The 22,163-nt window shown below is 45.2% G+C and carries 21 protein-coding genes; 11 read left to right on the top strand and 10 right to left on the bottom strand.

Annotated features, from left to right (window positions below):
- Positions 1-1,152 (bottom strand): MalY/PatB family protein, encoded by a 1,152-nt coding sequence (locus tag ACMXYN_RS15365; RefSeq protein WP_415892593.1) that lies wholly within the window; start codon positions 1,150-1,152, stop codon positions 1-3.
- A gap of 299 nt (positions 1,153-1,451) precedes the next feature.
- Between ACMXYN_RS15365 and ACMXYN_RS15360 the strand changes: the two genes are divergently transcribed.
- The 3 genes from ACMXYN_RS15360 to rimI are packed head-to-tail and all read left to right on the top strand — an operon-like array spanning position 1,452 to position 4,333.
- Positions 1,452-2,993: a 2-isopropylmalate synthase gene (locus ACMXYN_RS15360; RefSeq protein ID WP_415882472.1), complete on the top strand. Its 1,542-nt coding sequence runs from the start codon at positions 1,452-1,454 to the stop codon at positions 2,991-2,993.
- 44 nt (positions 2,994-3,037) lie between these two features.
- Positions 3,038-3,865, top strand: coding sequence for a hypothetical protein (locus ACMXYN_RS15355; protein ID WP_415892592.1), 828 nt, complete (start codon positions 3,038-3,040; stop codon positions 3,863-3,865).
- Positions 3,866-3,874: 9 nt separating this feature from the next.
- Positions 3,875-4,333, top strand: coding sequence for a ribosomal protein S18-alanine N-acetyltransferase (gene rimI, locus ACMXYN_RS15350; protein WP_415892591.1), 459 nt, complete (start codon positions 3,875-3,877; stop codon positions 4,331-4,333).
- Here the strand turns inward: rimI and ACMXYN_RS15345 are convergent.
- The gene (locus tag ACMXYN_RS15345; protein WP_415892590.1) at positions 4,330-5,244 is read right to left on the bottom strand and encodes a GGDEF domain-containing protein; all 915 of its coding nucleotides are present in this window, start codon (positions 5,242-5,244) and stop codon (positions 4,330-4,332) included. The two genes, rimI and ACMXYN_RS15345, sit on opposite strands and share 4 nt — an antisense overlap.
- Positions 5,245-5,370: 126 nt before the next feature.
- On the opposite strand from ACMXYN_RS15345, the gene ACMXYN_RS15340 reads away from it, so the two are divergent.
- Positions 5,371-6,039 (top strand): energy-coupling factor ABC transporter permease, encoded by a 669-nt coding sequence (locus ACMXYN_RS15340; RefSeq protein WP_415892589.1) that lies wholly within the window; start codon positions 5,371-5,373, stop codon positions 6,037-6,039.
- A 6-nt stretch (positions 6,040-6,045) separates the two neighbouring features.
- On the opposite strand, the gene ACMXYN_RS15335 is transcribed toward ACMXYN_RS15340, so the two are convergent.
- Both ACMXYN_RS15335 and ACMXYN_RS15330 read right to left on the bottom strand, forming a co-directional pair.
- The gene (locus ACMXYN_RS15335) at positions 6,046-6,582 is read right to left on the bottom strand and encodes a response regulator transcription factor (RefSeq protein ID WP_415892588.1); all 537 of its coding nucleotides are present in this window, start codon (positions 6,580-6,582) and stop codon (positions 6,046-6,048) included.
- Positions 6,569-7,822: an ATP-binding protein gene (locus ACMXYN_RS15330; protein WP_415892587.1), complete on the bottom strand. Its 1,254-nt coding sequence runs from the start codon at positions 7,820-7,822 to the stop codon at positions 6,569-6,571. Before ACMXYN_RS15330 ends, ACMXYN_RS15335 begins: the two co-directional genes overlap by 14 nt.
- 117 nt (positions 7,823-7,939) lie before the next feature.
- Here ACMXYN_RS15330 and ACMXYN_RS15325 point away from each other — a divergent pair, with 117 nt between their 5' ends.
- Positions 7,940-9,520: a peptide chain release factor 3 gene (locus ACMXYN_RS15325; protein WP_415892586.1), complete on the top strand. Its 1,581-nt coding sequence runs from the start codon at positions 7,940-7,942 to the stop codon at positions 9,518-9,520.
- A 74-nt stretch (positions 9,521-9,594) separates the two neighbouring features.
- Positions 9,595-10,365 carry a TatD family hydrolase gene (locus ACMXYN_RS15320; protein WP_415892585.1) on the top strand — a complete coding sequence of 257 codons (771 nt, stop codon included), beginning with the start codon at positions 9,595-9,597 and terminating at the stop codon, positions 10,363-10,365.
- On the opposite strand, the gene ACMXYN_RS15315 is transcribed toward ACMXYN_RS15320, so the two are convergent.
- On the bottom strand, positions 10,362-10,763 hold the full coding sequence (locus ACMXYN_RS15315; protein WP_415892584.1) for a hypothetical protein: 402 nt from the start codon (positions 10,761-10,763) through the stop codon (positions 10,362-10,364). The two genes, ACMXYN_RS15320 and ACMXYN_RS15315, sit on opposite strands and share 4 nt — an antisense overlap.
- Before the next feature lie 14 nt (positions 10,764-10,777).
- A complete protein-coding gene (locus ACMXYN_RS15310; protein ID WP_415892583.1) occupies positions 10,778-12,688 on the bottom strand; it encodes a beta-ketoacyl synthase in 1,911 nt (636 codons plus the stop codon).
- Between the two features lie 240 nt (positions 12,689-12,928).
- On the opposite strand from ACMXYN_RS15310, the gene ACMXYN_RS15305 reads away from it, so the two are divergent.
- On the top strand, positions 12,929-13,585 hold the full coding sequence (locus ACMXYN_RS15305; RefSeq protein ID WP_415892582.1) for an OmpA family protein: 657 nt from the start codon (positions 12,929-12,931) through the stop codon (positions 13,583-13,585).
- A 62-nt stretch (positions 13,586-13,647) separates the two neighbouring features.
- Here ACMXYN_RS15305 and ACMXYN_RS15300 read toward each other — a convergent pair whose 3' ends face one another.
- Entirely contained in the window at positions 13,648-14,859 is a 1,212-nt protein-coding gene (locus ACMXYN_RS15300; protein WP_415892581.1) for a flagellar assembly protein T N-terminal domain-containing protein, read from the bottom strand.
- 213 nt (positions 14,860-15,072) lie between these two features.
- Here ACMXYN_RS15300 and ACMXYN_RS15295 point away from each other — a divergent pair, with 213 nt between their 5' ends.
- Together ACMXYN_RS15295 and ACMXYN_RS15290 are read left to right on the top strand one after the other, a co-directional pair.
- Positions 15,073-15,798, top strand: a complete 726-nt coding sequence (locus tag ACMXYN_RS15295; protein ID WP_415892580.1) for a FlgO family outer membrane protein — start codon at positions 15,073-15,075, stop codon at positions 15,796-15,798.
- Between the two features lie 8 nt (positions 15,799-15,806).
- Positions 15,807-16,292 (top strand): LPP20 family lipoprotein, encoded by a 486-nt coding sequence (locus ACMXYN_RS15290; protein WP_415892579.1) that lies wholly within the window; start codon positions 15,807-15,809, stop codon positions 16,290-16,292.
- Positions 16,293-16,356: 64 nt separating this feature from the next.
- Here ACMXYN_RS15290 and ACMXYN_RS15285 read toward each other — a convergent pair whose 3' ends face one another.
- From ACMXYN_RS15285 to map, 3 genes are read right to left on the bottom strand one after another with little or no spacing between them, the layout of a single operon-like run.
- The gene (locus tag ACMXYN_RS15285; RefSeq protein WP_415885841.1) at positions 16,357-16,647 is read right to left on the bottom strand and encodes a DUF1244 domain-containing protein; all 291 of its coding nucleotides are present in this window, start codon (positions 16,645-16,647) and stop codon (positions 16,357-16,359) included.
- A 50-nt stretch (positions 16,648-16,697) separates the two neighbouring features.
- Positions 16,698-19,397, bottom strand: coding sequence for a [protein-PII] uridylyltransferase (locus ACMXYN_RS15280; RefSeq protein ID WP_415892578.1), 2,700 nt, complete (start codon positions 19,395-19,397; stop codon positions 16,698-16,700).
- 42 nt (positions 19,398-19,439) lie between these two features.
- Positions 19,440-20,213 carry a type I methionyl aminopeptidase gene (gene map, locus ACMXYN_RS15275; protein ID WP_415885839.1) on the bottom strand — a complete coding sequence of 258 codons (774 nt, stop codon included), beginning with the start codon at positions 20,211-20,213 and terminating at the stop codon, positions 19,440-19,442.
- Between the two features lie 244 nt (positions 20,214-20,457).
- Here map and rpsB point away from each other — a divergent pair, with 244 nt between their 5' ends.
- Both rpsB and tsf read left to right on the top strand, forming a co-directional pair.
- The gene (gene rpsB / locus ACMXYN_RS15270; RefSeq protein ID WP_415889323.1) at positions 20,458-21,192 is read left to right on the top strand and encodes a 30S ribosomal protein S2; all 735 of its coding nucleotides are present in this window, start codon (positions 20,458-20,460) and stop codon (positions 21,190-21,192) included.
- Between the two features lie 108 nt (positions 21,193-21,300).
- A complete protein-coding gene (gene tsf / locus ACMXYN_RS15265) occupies positions 21,301-22,161 on the top strand; it encodes a translation elongation factor Ts (RefSeq protein WP_415882453.1) in 861 nt (286 codons plus the stop codon).
- Positions 22,162-22,163 lie beyond the last annotated feature (2 nt).

Below are 22,163 nucleotides of genomic sequence, written 5' to 3'. Positions count from 1 at the left end.
TTAGGCTGGTAATTCATTGACCAGTGCACGTTTAATTCGGCGAACGGCTTCTTCGAGCGTGCTTCGTGTGCAGCCGAAATTCAAACGCATATAGTTATTGTCGCCAAAGTCTCTTCCCGGAGACATACCTATACCAGCTTGCTCAAAAAAATGTGCAGGGTTGGTCAATTTCGCTCCTGATACATCAATCCAAGCAAGGTAGGTGGCTTCAATTGGGGCGAGCTTTAGACCTGGGATCTGATTGATCTCCTTTTGTAGGTAATCACGATTGGCGCGAAGGTAATCAAGCTGTTGTTGATTCCATTCTTCGCCCTCTTGATAAGCTGCAATAGCGGCAGTGTACCCAAGTAGGTTCACATCAGGCACTACACCTTTCTTAGTGTTCATAAATTTCTTACGTAGTTCTGGATTACCAATAATGGCAAAAGAACAACCCAAACCGGCGATGTTAAAGGTTTTACTTGGCGCCATGAGCGTTATCGTTCTTGCCGCGATCTCGGGGCTGAGTGAGGCAATAGGTGTATGTTGTAGCCCTTGTTCGAGAATCAAATCGCAGTGTATTTCGTCTGAGCAGATATACAGATCGTGTTTAATAATAATCGCTGCAAGGCGTTCGAGTTCTTCTTTGCGATAGACCGTACCACCGGGGTTGTGAGGGTTACAAAACAGTAGCAGTCGTGTTCTATCGGTGAGGGCATTCTCTAACGCATCAAAATCGATGATCTTGCGGCCATCTATGTCCTGCATAGGTAGTGTACAAACCTCACGATCTGAGAGTCGTGGAGCCGACATAAAAGGCGGGTAGATAGGTTTAGGGGTTAAAACTGTATCTCCACTTTCACCGAGGCTGCGGCAAGCGAGGTTTAGACCGCAAACTAAACCGGGTAACCAAACAATGTCATTGCTGTTGACCTCCCAGTCGTAAAAGTTCTGCATCCTTTCAATAACCAGCTCATTAAGCTCAACGGGAACATTTGTGTACCCAAAAACACCGTGGTCTATACGTTCATGTAGTGCTTTAATCACGGCTGGCGGAGACATAAAGTCAGTGTCAGCAACCCACATAGGTAGAATGTCGCTATCACTGTATTTTTCCCACTTCTGACTCGCTGTACCTTTACGGTTGATTTGATAATCAAACTCTGTGGACATGATCTCTCTACTTGTTCGTTATTTGCCGAAAACACGGGTTGCAAAACAGCCGCCCGGCGTTATAGTGGTGGGCATTGGATTACCACACAAATCCCTGTAGCTATGAGCTATCAAGAGAGTAAAGCAACGCGAAGTTTTAAGACTGGTTTTTATTGTCGATAGCGTTGAAAACTATCCCTGCTTTTTGAACAGTATAGTGCTCTCCTGTCCTTTTTTTGAATACAGATTTTGTAAAGAATTTAGAGAGCAGCGATAATTGTAAGTATTGATCGCTGGTGAGTCGGTTTGGAGCAAACCTTATGAGCAATGACAATCGTGTAATTATTTTTGATACAACTTTGCGTGATGGCGAGCAAAGCCCTGGTGCATCAATGACGCGTGATGAAAAGCTGCGTGTAGCTAAGCAGCTCGAGAAGATGCGAGTTGATGTAATTGAGGCTGGTTTTGCTATTGCGAGCCCGGGTGATTTTGAGTCGGTAAAAGCGATTGCAGAAGCTGTGACGGAAAGTCGCGTTTGTTCTCTATCTCGTGCGCTTGATGCCGATATCGACCGTGCGGGTGAAGCACTTCAGAATGCAGCAATGGGTCGTATCCATACCTTCATTGCAACGTCACCTATCCACATGAAATACAAACTGCAGATGCAGCCTGATCAAGTGGTTGAGCAAGCTGTCAAAGCAGTAACGCGTGCGCGTAACCTAATTGATGACGTTGAATTCTCACTAGAAGATGCGAGCCGCTCTGAATTGGACTTTATGTGCCGTATCATCGAGAAAGTAATCGATGCTGGTGCACGTACGATTAATATCCCAGATACTGTTGGTTATGCGGTACCGGGTGAGTTTGCTCATACAATCGGTCAGCTTATCCAGCGCATTCCAAACGCCGATAAAGCAATCTTCTCGGTTCACTGTCACAACGATTTAGGCTTAGCTGTTGCTAACTCTTTGGCTGCAGTTGGTGCCGGTGCACGTCAGGTTGAATGTACAGTAAACGGTCTAGGTGAGCGTGCGGGTAACGCTTCTCTAGAAGAGATCGTGATGGCGATCCGCACCCGTAAAGATACGCTAGGCGTGGAAACGAATATTGATACAACTCAAATCGTTCCGGCATCACGTTTAGTATCTAGTGTGACGGGCTTCCCTGTTCAGCCTAACAAGGCAATCGTGGGTGCAAATGCCTTCGCACATGAGTCTGGTATCCACCAAGATGGTGTTCTTAAACACCGTGAAACATACGAGATCATGACCGCTCAAGATGTGGGTTGGAATACTAACCGTATGGTGCTTGGTAAGCTGTCTGGCCGTGCTGCGTTCCGTACACGTTTAGAAGAACTAGGCACAACATTTGCGACAGACTCTGAACTAAATAACGCTTTCTCTCGCTTTAAAGAGCTTGCTGATAAGAAGAGCGAGATCTTTGACGAAGATCTAGTGGCGCTAGTGAGTGACACTCGCGCTACAGCAAGCAGTGAGCAGTTCCAGCTAACAAGCCTATCTGTGACTTCACAAACAGGTGAGACGCCTGTTGCCAAGATTGTGATGCAAGTGGGTGACGAAGAGAAAACGGCGGAAGCGACGGGCGGTGGTCCAGTTGATGCTGCTTTTAAAGCGATTGAGATGATTGCAGATTCTGGTGCGAGCTTGCAGATCTACTCTGTAAACGCTGTGACAGAAGGTACAGATTCCCAAGGTGAAGTAACGGTACGTTTGGAAAATGCAGGCCGTATCGTGAATGGTCTTGGTGCGGATACTGATATCATCATCGCATCTGCAAAAGCCTACATCCATGCATTGAACATGCTGGATGCAAATGTTCAAAAAGCTCACCCTCAGGTTTAATTGAGGATTGAGCTCTTAAGTAAAGTAACGACAAGGTAGTAGCTATGGAGCAAGAACAGCTTAGGCATCAATATTTGGATGCAATGGGCATATCCAGCTGGCTACCTTGTGCTTCTCTAGCGGGAGCGAAACCATCACCTGATTGGGTTGATGACTTTCAGTATCCCGCTCCAGAAATTCCTTTCGATTCTCCAAATCGCTCTCAGCAGCAAAATGTAGCCAGCTCAGCACCTGTTTCTAGAAAGTCATCTCCTGAAACTATGCAGCAGGGGATGTCGGAAGCACGCGCTGCTTTAGGTTTAGTGTCAGAAGAGGTTAACAAACCTGCTTCTAAACCTGTGGTTCCTATCGCAGAGGATTCTGATGTAGTTGCTGAGCCTGATGAGGTTCAAACGCAGGAACAGGATGAAGCACCAGTCTTTAAGCTTGTCTTCCAGCGGATCGGCAGTGTGTTGATTGTGGATAGTCTACCGCCTCAGGGTGGTAATTTTGCTAACAATTATCAACAGTTGGCTGCTGCCATCGTGGCTGCTTTAGGTCGATCAGGTCCTGCTGAAGCTGCTTTTATGCTTCCTTGGCCGATGTTTGCTAGCAAAACCTTAGATCAGGGTTATAAGCAGGCGCTAAGTGCTGTTCAGCATAAGCTGTCAAAAGAACTGCAAACTGAAGAGGTACAAACAGTTCTTCTCTTTGGTGAAGCTGCAGCTCAAATGGTGATGGATCGTAAAGAGAGCCTAGAAGAACTTAAAGGTATCAGTTTTACGATTAAATCTGGCGTGAAAGCGATAGCGACCTACAGTTTGACTGAGGCGATGCAGCTACCAGGAATTAAGCGCCAAATCTGGTTAGACCTGAAATCTAGCGCGGCTTAAACTTCTCCTATGAACATTGATGTCCTTCAGGCTAAGGATTTGCCAGTAATAGAGCGTATTGCTCAAGCCTGTTTCACCCATGGCGCTTGGTCGGCTAAACAATACCTAAAGCAAATAGAATCAGAGCGATCTACCGCTCTTGGTTTGTATGCACCGGACTTAATTGGCTATGTCATGTTTTCTCAAGTACTGGATGAAGCGGAACTGCTCCAGATAGCCGTAGATCCAGCCCATCAAAGTTGCGGCTATGCTCAACAATTGATAGCTCAGGGAACTCAACAGCTACATGAAGCTGGCGTTAATCGAGTGATGCTGGAGGTGAGGGAGTCTAATTTAGCTGCGATAGCGCTGTATGAAAAAAGTGGTTTTGTAACTGAAGGGTTGCGTAAAAATTACTACCCTCCAGTTCACGGAGATCAACGTGAGAGTGCTGTTTTAATGGGGCTAACTCTGGGAACTACAAATTAGAGAGTAAAAGTACAGCTACGGTTACGACCGCTTTCCTTGGCTTTATAAAGGGCTTGATCGGCTTGCTTAAGGAGCCCAGAAGGCGTTTCTGCATTATTAGCAGTTGAGCTAATACCCATACTGACAGTCACATGTTCTGCTGTTTGAGATTGCACATGTGGGATCGCTTTAGAAGCTAGTGAAGAGACAATATTGCTGGCAATCTTCTCCGCACCTTCGATATTAGTATCTGGTAGAATAATGACAAATTCTTCACCGCCGTAGCGTGCTAGAAGATCATGAGAACGATTAAGTTCACCTTTCAATAGCTTTGCTACTGCTTTAAGGCATTCATCCCCTTGCTGGTGGCCATAGTGATCGTTATAGGTTTTAAAGAAATCTATATCGAGCATTATTGCAGCTAGCTCATTTTGCTCTCGCTTATTGCGTTTCCACTCTTTTAATAAATTTGTCTCTAGGTCTCGGCGGTTAGATATTTTTGTAAGCGGATCTTGAGAGCTGAGTTTTTCTAAGCGAGAGTTAGCTGCATCGAGTGCTTTCTTCATATTAGCGATGCGCTCCATTGCTAATATTTTGGCTTTAAGCACAATCGGGCTGACTGGTTTTGTGAGGTAATCGTCACCGCCAGCATCAATGCCTTCTTCGTAGTGCTTTTCATCACTTTGACCGCTGAGGAATATAATAGGGAACCAATCATTGGGGAAGCGGTTGCGGATTTCGCGCGTGAGATCGAAACCGTTGAGGCCTGGCATTTCGACATCAGTTAAAACTAGATCAATACCACCCTTATCTAAAGCGACTAAGGCTTCGTCTCCTTGAGAGGCGGTAATAGGTGTATGATTGGCGTCCTGAATAACGGCGCTAATTATTTCACGAATAAAACGATCATCATCGACTACAAGGATGTTCATTTATTCTCCGCATTGGTTAAGGAAAAAGTGATACACGTCAAAAGAAATACCGTATCCCTTTATCATATAAGTAGATAATTAATCTTCAACGTAAAATGTGTCCTAATCATTAAAAAGTAGAAAAATATGAGCTTTTCTGAAGGATTATTACATTCATATTGGCTGATTGGCGGTGCCATCATTTATTTTATGGTTATGTATCATGCCATTAGGAATGCTCCTTGGGGGGCATTGAAAGATAATCGTACACTGCAGCATATGCTATTTGGCGCCACTGCATTGTTAATGGCTTTGTGGTCCATGAGAGCAGGTATCTCACCAGGTTTAGGTATCCACTTTCTAGGCTTGACCATTATGACCTTAGTGTTTGGTTGGGATCTGGCGATACTCTCTGCGACTGTTGCTCTAATTGGGATGGCTGTAGTGGGGAAGGAGAGCTGGGATGGTTTGCTTTTAAGTGGCGTGTGTTCTGTACTGCTGCCTGTCGCGTCTACTTGGCTTCTCTATCGCTTTGTCGAAGCTAAAATGATGAAGAATTTTTTTGTTTTCTTATTCGTCTGTGGTTTTTTAGGTGCGGGCCTCTCCGCCGCTGTTGCAGGCTTATCCGCTAGTGCGATTCTAGTGTTAGACGGTGTATATACGGTCGAGAAAATTATCCACGAATATGTACGTTATCTACCGCTTATTATGTTCCCAGAGGGCTTGATGAACGGGATTTTTCTTACTGGGATGTTGGTGTTTCATCCTGATTGGGTGCGTACCTTCGATGCCAAGGTTTATATAGACGATCAGTAAAGCACTTTATCGTTTTACTGGACGTTTAGATAACTTGCGCTGCAGGGTCCTTCGGTGCATGCCAAGTGCTCGAGCTGTAGCTGAAACGTTACCATCATGTTCGTTAAGTACTTTTTGGATATGCTCCCATTCTAGGCGGTTCACCGACATGGGTTGTTCAGTCACTTCCATTTCAGCATCTGCCTCAATCTTGTTCAAGGCGGTCAGGATTTGATCGGCATCTGCAGGCTTTGGAAGGTATTGGGTCGCGCCCAGTTTTATCGCTTCTACTGCTGTGGCGATACTTGCATAGCCTGTCAGCATTAGAATTTTCATCGAAGGATTTTGTTGTCGAAGTTTGGGGATCAGTATTAGCCCAGAGTCCCCATCCATTTTAAGATCGACGGTCGCTAGGTCCGGAGTCCACGTTTGAATCAGCTTTTCGGCCTCTTCGGCGCTACGTGCAACTTGAACTTCAAACTCCCTACGTGTCATGGCGCGTGAGAGTACGCGGGTGAATGCCGGATCGTCATCAACTATCAAAAAGCGTTCAGTCATCTGCATGCCTTATCGGAAGAGTCACTTCGGTTAACGTACCGCCTTCAGGGCGGTTATAGAGTCTTACATCGCCATCATAACGAGCCAATGTAGTGCTGGTTAGGAATAGTCCTATCCCTAAACCTTTACCCTTTGTGGTGATAAAAGGTTTACCTAAATTGCTGCTCTGTTCAAGGCTAATTCCCGGCCCGTTGTCGTAGATGCGGAAATATACTGTCTGTTGATCCCAGTCTAGCTCGATATTGATATCTTCGGGCTCTGCATCTGCAGCGTTATTTAGCAGGTTTAATAGGGATTGTTTTAGTGATGTTGTACAGTTTAATGAAGGAGGTTCTCCGTCACCTTGTACAGTGAAGGTACGAGTCACTTCTGGACGAAGAACCATAAACTGCTCAATAACATCTTCTACCAATGCCATGGTGGACATTTGCTGGGCAGTCGCCTGCTCCTCTTTCACGCTTTGACTCATCTGTTTAAGGCGCTGTGCACAAAGTTCAGTTTGCTGGCGTAAGAGTTGTAGGTCTTCCACTAGCTCTGGGTTTTCAGAGTGTTCATGCTCAAGTTCATTGAGTAAAACTTGCATGGTGCTCAATGGCGTTCCCAGTTCATGAGCTGTGCCGGCAGCCATATTGGCGAGCGATAAAAGCTGTTGATCTTGAATGCGTTTCTCGCGTTCTTGATCCAGTGTTTCTTGCTGTATCTGCATGGATTGGCGCATGCGGACAATAAAATAAGTTACAACAATTACCGTTAAGAGGAAGTTGATCCACATACCTAAAATATGGATATCGAACAGTTCCATAATTCGGTGCTGATGACTGTTATCCAGCTGAACTAGAGGTTCGTAATAAAACAGCAAAGAGCTATAGATGGCGATGATCATGAAGGCTATCAACCAGACATAAGCTCTCGACATGGTGGCTGAAGATATAATCAGTGGGACGAGCAGTAAGAATATAAAGGGATTTGTTGCTCCCCCCATGTGAAATAACAGCGCGCCATACAACGCCATATCTGCGATTAATTGAGTGAAAAACTCAGGCTCTGTGACTGGCCAAGGTGAAAAAAGGCGAGCGTAGGTCATCACGTTTAGCAGCGCTAAGGCGGCGAGTGTTGTACCTACTAACCAGACATTGAGATCGGCCTGTAAGCCGTAAATCGCAAAGATTACCGCGATACATTGCCCGAATAGGGTGACGGTTCTGATGTAAGAAAGCTGAATTAAATTATCGCGATGATTAGCCATCAGAGGATTATACCGTAGAGTAGTGAAAAACTGGCGAGGCAAAATGTCGCAGTGGAGGTAATTTGTCACAGTCGGAGTATAATGCCTGCTTTCTGTCACCATAAATGATGTTTATCCATGAGTATCCTGCAAGAAGAAGTTAATCAACGCCGCACCTTTGCGATTATTTCCCACCCCGATGCGGGTAAAACGACCATTACTGAAAAACTGTTGTTGTTCGGACAGTTGATTCAGCAAGCGGGTAGCGTAAAAGGGAAAAAAGGCGATCGTATGGCGACATCTGACTGGATGTCGATGGAGCAGGAACGTGGTATCTCGATCACCTCTTCTGTGATGCAGTTCCCGTATAACGGTCGCATGGTTAACCTGCTGGATACTCCGGGTCACGAAGATTTCTCTGAGGATACTTACCGTACATTAACGGCAGTGGATTCTGCGTTGATGGTCGTGGATGGGGCGAAAGGTGTCGAAGATCGAACCATTAAGCTGATGGAAGTTTGTCGTCTGCGTGATACGCCAATTTTCTCGTTTGTGAATAAAATGGACCGCGAAATTCGTGATCCAATTGAGCTCCTCGACGAGATCGAAGAAGTTCTGAAGATTGCTGCAGCGCCTATTACTTGGCCAATCGAGATGGGGCCGCGTTTTAAAGGTGTGTATAACCTTTATACCGATACGATTCATGTCTTCCAGCCGGGCCAAGGACATACTATTCCTGAAGATATTCAGGTTAAAGGTCTTGAGAGTGATGAAGCTAAAGAGCTTTTAGGTGATATCTACGAAGACTTCCTTGATGAAGTTGAACTAGTTCGTGGTGCTACTCATGAATTTGATAAAGAAGAGTTCATGGCGGGTAAGCTAACCCCTGTCTTCTTTGGTACGGCTTTGGCGAACTTTGGTGTCCGCGAGATGCTAAATGATTTTGTTGAGTGGGCGCCTGCGCCAATTCCACGTGCGACGCTCACCCGTGAAGTTGAACCGACTGAAGAAAAATTCAGTGGCTTTATCTTTAAGATTCAGGCCAATATGGATCCGAAACACCGTGACCGTATTGCTTTTATGCGTATATGTTCTGGTAAGTACAGCAAAGGCATGAAGATGCGTCATGCACGTATCAAAAAGGATGTAAAAATTGCCGATGCGGTAACCTTTATCGCGGGTGATCGTGAGAACGTCGAGGAAGCATGGTCTGGCGATATCATTGGTTTGCATAACCACGGTACGATCCAGATCGGTGATACGTTTACAGCTGGTGAGGATCTTAAGTTTACCGGTATCCCTCACTTCGCGCCGGAAATGTTCCGTCGTGTACGCCCATTGGACCCACTAAAAATGAAGCAGCTACAGAAAGGTCTGCAGCAGCTATCGGAAGAGGGTGCAGTGCAGTTGTTCCAGCCGCTGAAAAACAATGACCTAATTTTGGGTGCGGTGGGTCAACTGCAGTTTGATGTTGTTGTATTCCGTCTGAAAGATGAATACAAGGTTGAATGTAAGTACGAGCCGATCAGTGTGCAGACTGCGCGTTGGGCTGAGTGCGATGATGATAAAATGCTGGCTGAATTCCAGAAAAAGAATCACGATAACTTGGCAATCGATGGCAGTGGTCTTCTGACTTACCTAGCACCAACACGCGTGAACTTGAGTTTGGCTGAAGAACGTTGGCCTGATGTAGCTTTCCGCGCTACACGCGAGCACTAAACCACTTACCACTAAATAAATGGCTGCAAGCATCTAGGCTTGCAGCCATTTACTTCCCGCCCTAATCTAATGCTATGCAATTTATTGATAGCCACTGTCATTTAGACTTCTCAGAATTTGATCTTTCTCGTAAAGAGATCCTTCTTCAGGCAAGAGCTGCTGGAGTGCGCGATATTGTCGTTCCTGGTGTCATCGCTGATAGGTGGCAAGACTTATTGAGTCTGATTAAGTCGGATCATAATCTCCACGCTGCGCTTGGTTTACATCCCTGCTTTATGGCAAAGCACACGCAGGCAGATCTTGAACTTTTAGAAACCTTGTTGGTGACTGAACAGGTCTGTGCTGTAGGTGAGATAGGTCTGGACCTTTTTATTCCTCAGGCCAATCTAGATCAACAATTACTCTATTTGAATGAACAATTGGCTTTGGCGAAGAAGTTTAACCTGCCGGTTTTACTGCATGTTCGTAAAGCGCATGATCAGATGTTGAAACAGTTGCGATTAATTCAGCTAGAGCGAGGCGGCATTGTGCATGCTTTCTCTGGAAGTGAACAGCAAGCACGGCAATACTTGGATTTAGGTTTTAAATTGGGTATTGGCGGAACCGTTACTTATGAGCGGGCGAAGAAAGTAAGGCGGCTTGTACAGGCATTGCCGCTAGAGTCGTTCGTGCTAGAGACGGATGCGCCGGATATGCCTTTGGCTGGGCATCAGGGAGAGATTAATCAGCCAGCTAGAGTGAGAAGGGTGGCTGAGGTGATCGCTGAACTAAAAAATATCTCAGTAACAAAGGTTGCGGAGATCACCTCTCAGCAAGTAAAACGTTTATTGTTTTCAGCTGCTTAATAGAGATCTTTCTCAATATCGCTAAGTGTGTTCCAAGCTGTCAGTGTTTTGTCGTTTACTGGAATTTTAAAATAGCGTCCAGTATCTCCTACAGGAGTGCTTTTGTAGCTTCCATCCGCAGGGTTCATTAGCATGCGAGTCAATGATACTGGGTAATTAGGCCCTTTCACCGGCATTCCGTAGGCTTCTTCAATAGGTTTTAGCTGAGCTCGGGAAGAGACTACTTTAGTCATGTCACGGCACTGCTTAGTGTTACCTAGGCAGAAGAAGCGAAATTTAGTATCGATCAGGTAATAGTCAGTCTCGGTTGGCTCTGATTTGCCTAGAGACAACGAGTCCATGCTCATGCAGCCGCTCAAACTTAAACCTGCAATCAAAAGTAACACTGCATTACGCATACTCATTTCCTTGTTTAGCAAAGGTCTTCAAAAGGGTTGCTAACTTCTAAGCTCACTGGGTTTGCATAGCCTGGAAGTTTTATTTGTGTATCAGAGATTTTAAGATCTTCGCCCTGAAGGACGTTGTGATCGTAGCGATAGATTGGTTTAGCTTCACCGAGAATTGCTGCTTGGTCATAAGCGCTCGCGACAGCACGGGTTTGCTCAAGCTTGTTCTGATACTCTTTTAATTGTGTAGCACTGTAACGCTTCTTAAGCATGTTATGCACAACATGCGGCGCTAGTACAGGCGCAGAAGCGTTGTTGCCGCCAAAGCCTTTAGAGTTAAGCAGCACAGAATCCATACCTGTTACACCAACTTCATGGTGTTGGTTGCTCAGGTTAAGGTTGCTTTGATGAACATCATCAGCAAACGCAGGTGTCGTTACTATGCCTGGGATATAGCCATATTTCCACGTACCTAGAGAGGTGCTTAATTGATCCCCCCCTGCAGTACCTTGGGAGTGGCCTAGATAGCACTTCACTGCAGAAACTGTCCAGTTATCAATCGAGAAGGCTTTGGCTGTCTCGTTGATAACATGAGATTCGGTAACGCGGTTTTGTGGAGTGCTTGTACCGTGGGCCTGAACAAAACTGCGCTGTTGTAATGACTCTTCACCTAGCATGGAGCGGATCAAAGAGGCTGATTTAGCTAGAGTGATGTAGTTACCCACGCCTGGAGCGGAGATCGATTTCTTATGACCGTCGGCGTTAACAAATACTTCTGGTACAGCACCATAGATTTCCGCGCCTAACTCAACAGCGAGATCATCACTCATCAGCAATACGAATTGGCTACTCTCGCCAATGGTGAATCCACAGTTATTACCAAATGGGCGACACGCTTTGCGGTAATCATCGCTGGTGAGTTCAGCAAGATTATCTAAAGCAAGAAGATCTTTATCTTCAGCGAGGGCGCCCATTGCGCGGAAGCCTTCGATTACTTCAGGTGTGATTGGGGCATCACTGCCACCCACTAATACTACTTTGCGGCGGCCGCTGCGGATATCATTAACACCGCTACGTAAGTTATAAAGGAAAGTTGCGCAAGCACCTAGCGCGCCGCCTGTAGTTCCTACGTTGCCGAGGATGTAGGCATTCACAAAATCTGCTGGCATTTGCGCATAGCCAAGGGGCATCTGTTTCGATGTTGTGCGCTTACCAATCGCTGGGAATTTAGTTAAACCACCAAAGCCAAAATCATCTAATTGGCCAATAGAGTTGCTGGCATAGACTGCGATCTGGTCTGGTGCAACGTAAGCGCTGATGCGTTCAAATGGAATGCCGCTTGAAGAGATCGCATCCGATGCTGCAAAAACCGTCATCTGTAGATTACGTGGGTGATTACGAGATTGATAAAGTTTGCCCGGTTGGAAGCCGCTAGGTAGCTGACCTGCTGATTGAACAGGTGCTGTTTTGCTATCCGGCAAAATTGCTTCTAATTTCCCTGTGATTTCAATATCAAATTGCCCAGAAGATGTCTCTGTCACTTGCCAATTACTTGGAATGCTTTGCGGCATTTGACGTTTACGTAACTGGAATCTTAAAGTTTCCTCGCCTAAATTGATGCTTGCTGGCTTATTAAACATGACGTTGTTGACGTCAAAGCAGCTCCCTTCGATCTGTCGGATCAGGGTGCTATTGAGTAGTTGTTCTTGTAAAGACGCAATAAGCGTATCCGCAGCGCAAACTTCACCATCTTGGTTTAGATATTGGCCTTCAGATGTAGTCGCTAGGCCAGTCAAAATAGCGAGATCGGTTAATGTCTCAGCGCGAGATTGAGTATCCAGCTTATCGATGATTAATCGGCGATAAGCGTGGTGGAATGAGGCACGTCCAGCAGGGTTTATACCACCAAAACCAACAATGACAGGAAGCTGGGACAATTGTATCTCCTCAAAGGGCAGTACTACTGATAATCGAAGGGCTCTATCTAATCGCTACACAATAACGTATTTTAAGCGGCAGTAGATATAGGCCAAATATAAAAATTACAATCGTATTATTTTATCGGTGTTTACCCGTACTGACTAGCATCTATGACGTATTTTATTTGTTTTTAGTCAGCCAATATTCAGTCATACTATGGCCGAATTCAGGGAGCGCAAGAATCTTAGGAGATATGCATGAAAAAACTGATTGCTGTAGCCGTTACAGGTGTTCTGCTAACGGGTTGTCAAACACTAGATCCTTATACAGGTGAGCAGAAGGTTGGTAATACTGCGAAGGGTGCAGGTATTGGTGCTGTTGCAGGTGCTGTGCTTGGTGCTGCAGTTTCTAGCAAAAGCGACCGCGGTAAAGGTGCTTTGACGGGTGCGCTTGTGGGTGGTGCTGTTGGTGGCGGTATCGGCTATTACATGGATCAACAGGAAACTTTGTTACGTCAGGAACTGGAAGGTACAGGAGTGCGTGTTGAACGTATCGGTGATTCCATTCGTTTGATTATGCCGGGCAATATTACATTTGCTGTGAATTCTGATCGTATTGCAGGTAGTTTCTACCCTGTATTGGACTCTGTAGCTAAGGTGCTGGCTAAGTTTGATCAGACTGAATTGAATGTTGATGGCTTTACAGATAGTTCTGGTTCTTTTGAATATAACCAGCAACTTTCTGAGCGCCGTGCTGCTCGCGTAGGTGATTACCTTGTAAGTGCGGGGGTTGAGCGTTTACGTATTAATGCCCGTGGTTATGGCGAACGTTATCCTATTGCTGATAATAAAACCTCTGCGGGCCGTTCACAGAACCGTCGTGTAGAGATCAATATCAGCGGAACGCGTCGCTAAGTATTGATACGGCACTCGAGCTTTTTAGGCTCGAGTGCATTCCTTTCTTATCTTTTACTTCATTAGCGAGCAATAGCTAAGTCGCCCGGCCTAATATTGAATGAAGCGGCTGCGCTGCTCATGTGGCCTGAAGCTGACCCCATTTGTACGTCATCGATGACCAAGGTTTGCTTAGTATTGGTTAACTGGGTGGTCGCTTTCATATCTGGCGAGTAATAAGTGGATTTGCGGTAGATCGTAAGTTTGTCGCCTCGTTTCAAGCCCTGTTGTTTACCAGAGTTAATCCAGATATTTCGGTCTTCAACTTGAGTAATCAAGGTCGAGAAAGGCTCGCAAAGTAATTCGTTTTGAAGCTCTTCAAGAATGGTGTGCTGGAGCTGTTTAACTTTTTGTCCATAATCCTGCTTGAAGAATCCAGCAGTATTGAAGCCTGTCTTAATTGTGCGATCTAGATTCCAGAGGCCAGCGGTTTGGTAGTGTTTTTGGCTGACAAGATGGCCAGTCATACCGTCATGGATAAATAGGTCTATTTCAAAGTTTCGTAAGTGTCTTTTGCTTTTGTAATCCAAGGTGTTGTATAGGTCGATTAGGAAATTTTTCTCGGCATGAGTACGAGGATCCATCATCGACATATCGCGGATAACACCGGAGACAACATAGTTTACATTTAGCTGGCCCGCTGTTTGTTGCATGCTGGAAAGGGCGCCGTCATCCAACTGATTGGTTGGGGCGAATTCTGGTTGTGGATGAAGGTTTAGACGGCCGGCGTTGTGAGCAACAAAAGACTGTTTGTTATTCATCAGTTGTGCAATTTGAGCAGGAAAAACACTGCTCACACTGCCTAAGCCACCTAGGTTGGCTTGTTTAAGTTTTAGTAATGGGAAGGCGGTAACGGCAATTGATTTTGTGTAACTGTTGCTTACGCCGTTGTGGCACCCTTGATCAATCAGTACATCAGCCCGAATACGGATAAATAAAGTATTACCAACTACCTTCTCATCCACTATCTCAATATTGGATACTTGGCCTAAGGTGCTGATCTGCATGTTGTCGATTTCTAGAATGCCATCTCGAACGACTTGGCTGCTAGAAATATACACAGCAGCTTGCATAGAGGCTTGCTGGGAAGCATCTCGAATTGCTGCTTCTCTAGCGGAGTTTATATCTTTGTTGGCAATAATAGCTTGACCTTGAGCTTCAACAATAACTGCCTGAGCTGAAAGGGGTAATAGAAGCAGGCAGGCTAAGATTAATTTTTGCACTAGATTAAACATATCTCACCGTTGACCGATTACTTACACTATATGTAGATAACTTAAATAACAGATGTTGGAGCCGTGTGCATCTTATCCCAGGGCTCTTAAAGCTGACAGTATGCAATTACAATGTGATTGTAAATCATTGTATAAGGTCGCGTTTTGTATTGCTCCCTATACCTAGATGATTATGTTAGATTGTGGTGCGTAACCTTAGTTTGGAAGATCAGGATGAAAAATATTTTACTGCTGTTTGCAATCGGATGTTTAAGTGGTTGTATGCAGCAAACGAATAAAGATGCTGGGCCTGAGTCCGTGCATATTGAAAGTATGAGTCCTGAAGTCGTTGCAGAACTGCATAAGCTAGAAAAAGCGCATATTGCTGAAAAAGAAGCGCTGTTGGAAAAAGAGCGTGCGATGTTGCAGCGAGAGGTTGTGCAAGTTGATGTTTCTCCAAACGGTTTGGACCCTCTCAGTGAGGCTGTTCAGCAAATGGCTGTACAGATGACAACGGGTTTGCAGCAAAATCGTGTTAAAAAATTTCCAATGGCGGTCATTCCATTCACAAATTTACATAATGAACGCAAAGTCGGACGTTTTGGTGAACGTATAGAGCAGGCGTTTATTTATCAGTTGCAACAGCATGGTTATAACTTAATTGATTATCGTGCAGCGGGTTTAACAACATCAACCAAACAGCCGCTATCCAAACAGAATCTGTCAGGCCTCAGAACACGCTACAAATTATATTTCTTGGTGACAGGAACTTATGCGCAACATTCTGATGGTATGGTCATAAATGCACGAGTCATTGATACAACGACTCGACAGGTGTTGGCAACTGGACAGAGCCATGTAAGTAACGCACGTCTAGAGGGCGGGTTGCCAGGGTATAATCCTCTCAAAGCGTTAAATGAAGATTTGATTATCGAAAATGGAAGTGGGCCGGTTAGGTAAATCATCAAATGAAAAAAGCATACACAAATTTTTTTCGTAAATTGGCTGGGCTGTTTTTATTGACGCCAGTTTTACTTCTTCAGGGGTGTGAAACGGCAGTTGAGACGACCATTGATATGGTTGAAGCGTTACCGGATGTTAATTTTCCAACCCGTGTTGAAGAACCGAAAGAGCCGAATTGGGTGAGAGCGACGGGCTATGCGCCGATCAGCTTGCAACCGGGGAAAAACCGCCAGCATAAAATTTTAATGGCGATGCGCGCTTCTAAGCTACGTGCTTATCAAGAGTTGGCTGGTGTTGTTCATGGTCAGTATCTGTTTGGTACTACTTCAGTGCAAGATATGGTGCTGCAGAGCGATCAGTTTAAGGCTGCTGTCTCTGGGATTGTTAGAGGAGCAAGAGTTGTGAAGACTTATCCCGTGCAAGAAGATACTTATGCAACCACGTTAGAGGTGGATCTCAATCAGGTTCAACGAGCCTGGATTAGCCGCTAAATTGACAATAAAAAAGGGAGCCGTTGCTCCCTTTTTTATTGCTTAAGCTTTAATAGTTAAGCGATCATTTTTGAGTCGCTTCGAATGCTGCCATCTGTTCTGGTGTCGCTTTCTTTTGGTATTTATCTTTCCAAGTGTCGTAAGACTCACCGTATACCAATTCACGCGCAGCATCGTAATCGACTTCATGGCCGCGCTTCTCTGCTTCGGCTTTGTACCATTTGCTTAGACAGTTACGGCAGAAACCCGCCAGAATCATTAGATCAATGTTCTGTACATCTTTACGGTTGTCTAAGTGCTCTAGTAGACGACGGAATACAGCCGCTTCGATTTCATTTTGCGTTTGTTGATCCATGTTTTCCTCACTTTGTCTTAATGCCTCGATTACCTGAGGCTACGGCTCTATTAACGTTCGTGTTGGATGTGTTCATCCAACTGCTGGCAGATCTGATCCTGAAGGGTCTGACATAAGTCAGGATCTGAGACTGGCAGGCCTTGTTCGTCGGTGATAAAGAAGAAGTCTTCTACACGCTCGCCGACGCTTGCGATCTTCGCTTTACGTACAGACAAGTTGTGCTCTGCGAAAATGCCACCAATGCGAGCAAGTAGACCTGGGCGATCGGGTGTGATCACTTCTAGTACGGTCTGTTGAGCAGATGGATCATTGCTTACGTAAACTTGTGTAGGTGTAGCAAATAGCTTCATCTGGCGTGGAACGCGTCGCTGGATGATGTCCGGGTAGTCATCTGGGTCATCTAGCTCTTCAATTAAGCGTTGCTTGATTGACTGTAGGTGACTCGGGTTCTCCGACAATGGCGTATTGTCATCTGAAAGCACTGTATAAGTGTTAAGGACCTCGCCGCTATCTGTCACAATAATACGTGCATCTTGGATGTTGAGGTGTAATTGATCCATCGCTGCTACAGTGGCTGCAAAGAGGTTTTTGATATCTTTGCTGTAGATAAAAATCTCTGTTGCGCCTTCAAATACACGGTGAGATGTTTGGCGAATCAGGATCAGCGGCTCATCTGCTTTTGTATGTTCTAGAATTGCCTTGGTGTGTTCAGCGATGCTTTGGGCGGTCTCTCTAAGGAAATAATCATCTCCTATTGATGACCATAAGGTGTGTATATCGGTTTTTTCTACACCTTGGCGATCCAATAGAATCTGAGCTTCGTGCTGAATCTGTTCGATACGGTCTTCTTTATTGATTGGGTTCTCTAAGCCACGACGCAGAGCGCGTTTAGTGTCGGTATAGAGTTTACGCATCAAGGTTGCGCGCCAGCTGTTCCACAGCGTGTGGTTGGTAGCATTGATATCGGCGATAGTCAGTACATAAAGATAATCAAGATGCACAATGTCTCGTACTTGTTGCGCAAATGTGTGGATAACTTCCGGATCTGAAATGTCCTTGCGTTGAGCTGTCATGGACATAAGTAAGTGGTTACGTACTAGCCAGGAAACTAAATGGCTATCCCACTTGCCTAAGTGGTGCTCATCGCAGAATTCGAGTACGTCTTCAGCCCCTAGCTCTGAATGATCGCCACCACGACCTTTGGCAATGTCATGGAAAAGACCTGCAATGTATAACAGCTCGATTTTAGGTAGCTGATTTACAATGCGATGACATATCGGAAACTCTTCTCGATAGTCGCGATGTCTGAATTGGCGGCACTTTTGAATTACCTTCATGGTGTGCGCATCAACAGTGTAGATATGGAATAGGTCGTGCTGCATCTGACCGATAATACGGCCGAATTGAGGCAGATAACGGCCCAAAATCCCATATCGTGTCATCCGTTTTAGTTCGGTAGAAACGCGCTCTGGGGTGCGAAGCAGTTCCATAAAGAGACTTGTATTGCGAATGTCCTTACGAAACTCTTCATCAACCTTGTGACGGTTGTCTCGAATTAAGCGAATAGTCGAAGCGCGTACGCCTTTGATGGATGGGTTTTGTGCCAGAAGGACAAACAGTTCCATCAAGCCAAAAGGCTGGTGTTCAAATGTGTTTTCGTGGGTGACTTCTAAATAATCGTTGTGGATTTGGAAGCGATTGTTCAGAGGGATTATCACTTGTTCTTCATCGGCACGAAGGATCGCTTCATCAAAGTGCTGCAGTAGCATGTCGTTGAATTCTGACATGGTCATGGCAATACGGTAGTACTTGCTCATGAACTGTTCTACAGCAAGCTTGCCTTCTTCATCTTTGTAGCCAAAGAACTCAGCTAATGTGCGCTGATGGTCAAACAGCAGGCGGTCTTCACGACGGTTGCAGAGCATATGTAGAGCATAACGAACAGACCAAAGGTACAGTTCGCCTTTATTTAAGATATCTAGTTCTGTCTCTGTCAGAAAGCCATCTTCAACTAAGTCGCGAATGTAGGTAGAACCAAAATGTCTTTTGGATACCCAGCCTATGGTTTGTAAATCACGTAGGCCGCCAGGGGAGTTTTTAAGGTTAGGCTCTAAATTGTATTCGGTATTATTGGTCTTCTTATGGCGTTCTTTCTGTTCTTTTTGCTTAGCTAGGAAGAACTCTTTATCAGTCCAAGCGCCTTCAGAAGTCACACGATCATACATTTGGGTATGTAGATCAGGGTTGCCTGCTAGCGTGCGAGATTCAATCAGATTGGTCGCAATCGTAATGTCGCTTTGAGCTTCTTTATAGCATTCGCTGAGTGTTCGAACGCTGGAGCCAATATCTAAATTGATATCCCAGAGGGTGGTCAAAAAGGCGCTAATTGAATCGTGTAGATCTTCAGCATTGACCTCATCATCTAATAAGATAAGTAGGTCAATGTCTGAATGCGGGTGTAGTTCGCCTCGGCCATAGCCGCCAACAGCGATAAGCGAGATTTTATCTGTAGGCCATGGGTATTGAGACCAAGCGACTTGTAAGATGCGGTCAATTTCCCACGCGCGGCCGTAGATTAGTTTGCGAATGTCCTCCCCGGCCTTAAAGCGATCGTCAAGGCTGGTTTTGATGGTACAAAGAGCCTCTTTGTACACTGGAATAGGGGAAGTTGCTTCAGCTAACTTGGTTCTAAAATCATCGATGTCGATGATCTCTTCTTCGGCTAGTTGCTGGTGGAGGGTGGTCGACATCTTAGCATTACCCGCTTTAATTATTGCTCGCAGTTAAATGACTTACTGAATGTTCTCATCGGAACGCAGGGTTAGAATCTCGTAACCGTCGGCAGTTACTAAAATTGTGTGTTCCCATTGTGCTGATAAGCGACGGTCTGCTGTTTCAACGGTCCAGCCATCTTTCTTGGATAGTTTAACTTGACGCTTACCGGCATTGATCATTGGCTCGATTGTGAAAATCATGCCTTCTTCAAGGATCTCACCCGTACCTGCTTTGCCATAATGCAGAACCTGAGGTTCTTCATGGAATTCAGCGCCAATGCCATGGCCGCAGTATTCACGAACCACGGTATAGTGATTTTGTTCTGCATGAGTTTGGATGACGTGGCCAATATCTCCAAGGCGTGCGCCTGGTTTAACTAGCTTGATGCCTTTGTACATACATTCCAGTGTAATATCGACTAGACGACGGGCATGAGGAAGTTCTTTGCCCACAAAAAACATCTTGCTGGTGTCGCCGTGATAGCCATCTTTGATTACCGTGATATCAACGTTGATAATGTCACTATCTTTCAGTTTCTTGTCATTTGGAATGCCGTGGCAGACAACTTGGTTAACTGAAGTGCAGATGGATTTGGGAAAACCGTGATAGTTGAGCGGTGCCGGAATCGCTTGCTGTTTATCCACAATGTAGTCATGACAAATTTGGTTCAGCTCATTTGTGGTGACACCTGGTTTTATATATGGCTCGATCATTTCGAGAACTTCTGCAGCCAAGCGGCCTGCAACGCGCATTTTCTCGATCTCTTCAGGTGTTTTAATTTTGATGCTCATAAGCTGTCAATTGTCCTGTGAAACCGCTAGAAGCGGTGTATTAAAATTTAACTGACGGTGATTGTAGCAATCCTGCTGCAGGAATAGAAATAGGCTTTAAATTATTGGGTGGTTATGGTATAAATCCGCGCTCAATTTGCGTAAGCAAAAATATATATCACACACGTTCCGACACAATGTTCAGGGTGCCTTCGGGTTGGATGTTGGGGATCGTGGAGGTTTAACCCAATTTTAGGAAAATATAATGGCTAAAATTACTATGCGTGACCTGCTTAAAGCAGGCGTTCACTTCGGTCACCAGACTCGTTACTGGAACCCGAAAATGTCTAAATTCATTTTCGGCGCTCGTAACAAGATTCATATCATCAACCTAGAGCACACTCTACCTGCACTTAACGGTGCACTAGATAGCATCCAGGGTATGGCTTCCAACAAGAACAAAGTTCTTTTCGTTGGTACTAAGCGCGCTGCTAGCAAAATCGTTAAAGAAGAAGCTTCTCGTGCAGGTATGCCATACGTAAACCACCGTTGGTTGGGTGGTATGCTGACTAACTACAAAACTATCCGTCAGTCTATCCGTCGCCTACGCGATCTGGAAGGTCAGAGCCAGGATGGTACGTTTGAAAAGCTAACTAAGAAAGAAGCTTTGATGCGTCAGCGTGAAATGGAAAAGCTAGAGCGTTCTATCGGTGGTATCAAAGAGATGGGCGGTCTGCCTGACGCTTTGTTCGTAATCGACGTTGACCACGAGCGTATCGCAGTAAATGAAGCAAACAAACTGGGTATCCCAGTTATCGGTGTCGTTGATACTAACAGCAACCCAGATGGCGTTGATGTTGTTATCCCTGGTAACGATGATGCACTGCGTGCAATCCAGATTTACGTTAAGTCTGCAGCTGATGCTTGCCTAGAAGGTACTGAAGCAACTGCTGGCGACAAAAACGAATTCGTTGAAGTTGAAGAAAAAGCAGCTGAATAATTCTGCTGGGAATACGGCAACGTATTCTCTTTGACTTTATAGAGGGGGCCTTGCCCCCTTTTTTGGATTTTTTGATTAACCCGCGATTATTTTATAGGGGTATTCGATATGGCGAACATTTCCGCTGCAATGGTAAAGGATCTGCGTGACCGTACTGGTCTAGGCATGATGGAGTGTAAAAAAGCACTTAAAGAAGCTGGTGGCGACATCGAGAAAGCGATTGAAGAGCTACGTAAAGCTTCTGGTATGAAGGCTGCTAAAAAAGCAGGTCGTACAGCAGCAGAAGGTGTTGTAGTTGTTAAAGTTGCAGACGATAGCAGCTACGCTGTAGCAGTAGAAGTTAACTCTGAAACTGACTTTGCTGCACGTGATGAAGGTTTCCTAGCTTTCGCTAATGTTGTTCTAGACAAAGCGTTTGCTGATAAAGCGACTGACGTAGAAGCGTTGATGGCTGGTGAGCTAACTGATGCACGTGATGCATTGGTTCAGAAAATCGGTGAGAACATCGGTGTGCGTCGCGTATTCCTAGTTGAAGGTGGTGTTGTTGGTGCTTACGTACATAGCAACAACAAGATCGCTGCACTTGTTCAGCTTGAAGGCGGTAACAACGAAACGGCTAAAGACATTGCAATGCATGTTACTGCTGTTAATCCTCAGGTTGTTAACAAAGAAGATATGCCTGCTGAAGTTGTTGAGAAAGAGAAAGAAATCATTCTTGCGCAGCCAGATATGGCTAGCAAGCCTGCAGAGATTGCAGAGAAGATGGTTACTGGTCGTATCAACAAGTTCTTGGCTGAAAACAGCCTAGTAGAGCAAGCTTTTGTTAAAAACCCAGATCAGAAAGTTGGTCAGGTAGCAAAAGATGCTGGCGCTACTGTATCTGCATTCACTCGTATCGAAGTGGGTGAAGGTATTGAAGTTGAAGAAGTAGACTTCGCTGCAGAAGTTGCTGCTCAGCTTAACGGCTAATA

The sequence above is a fragment of the Neptuniibacter sp. PT8_73 genome, assembly GCF_047778045.1.
Lineage (GTDB): Bacteria > Pseudomonadota > Gammaproteobacteria > Pseudomonadales > Balneatricaceae > Neptuniibacter.
Note: the sequence above shows the minus strand (reverse complement) of the source record. Positions and strands in the feature narration are given on the sequence as shown.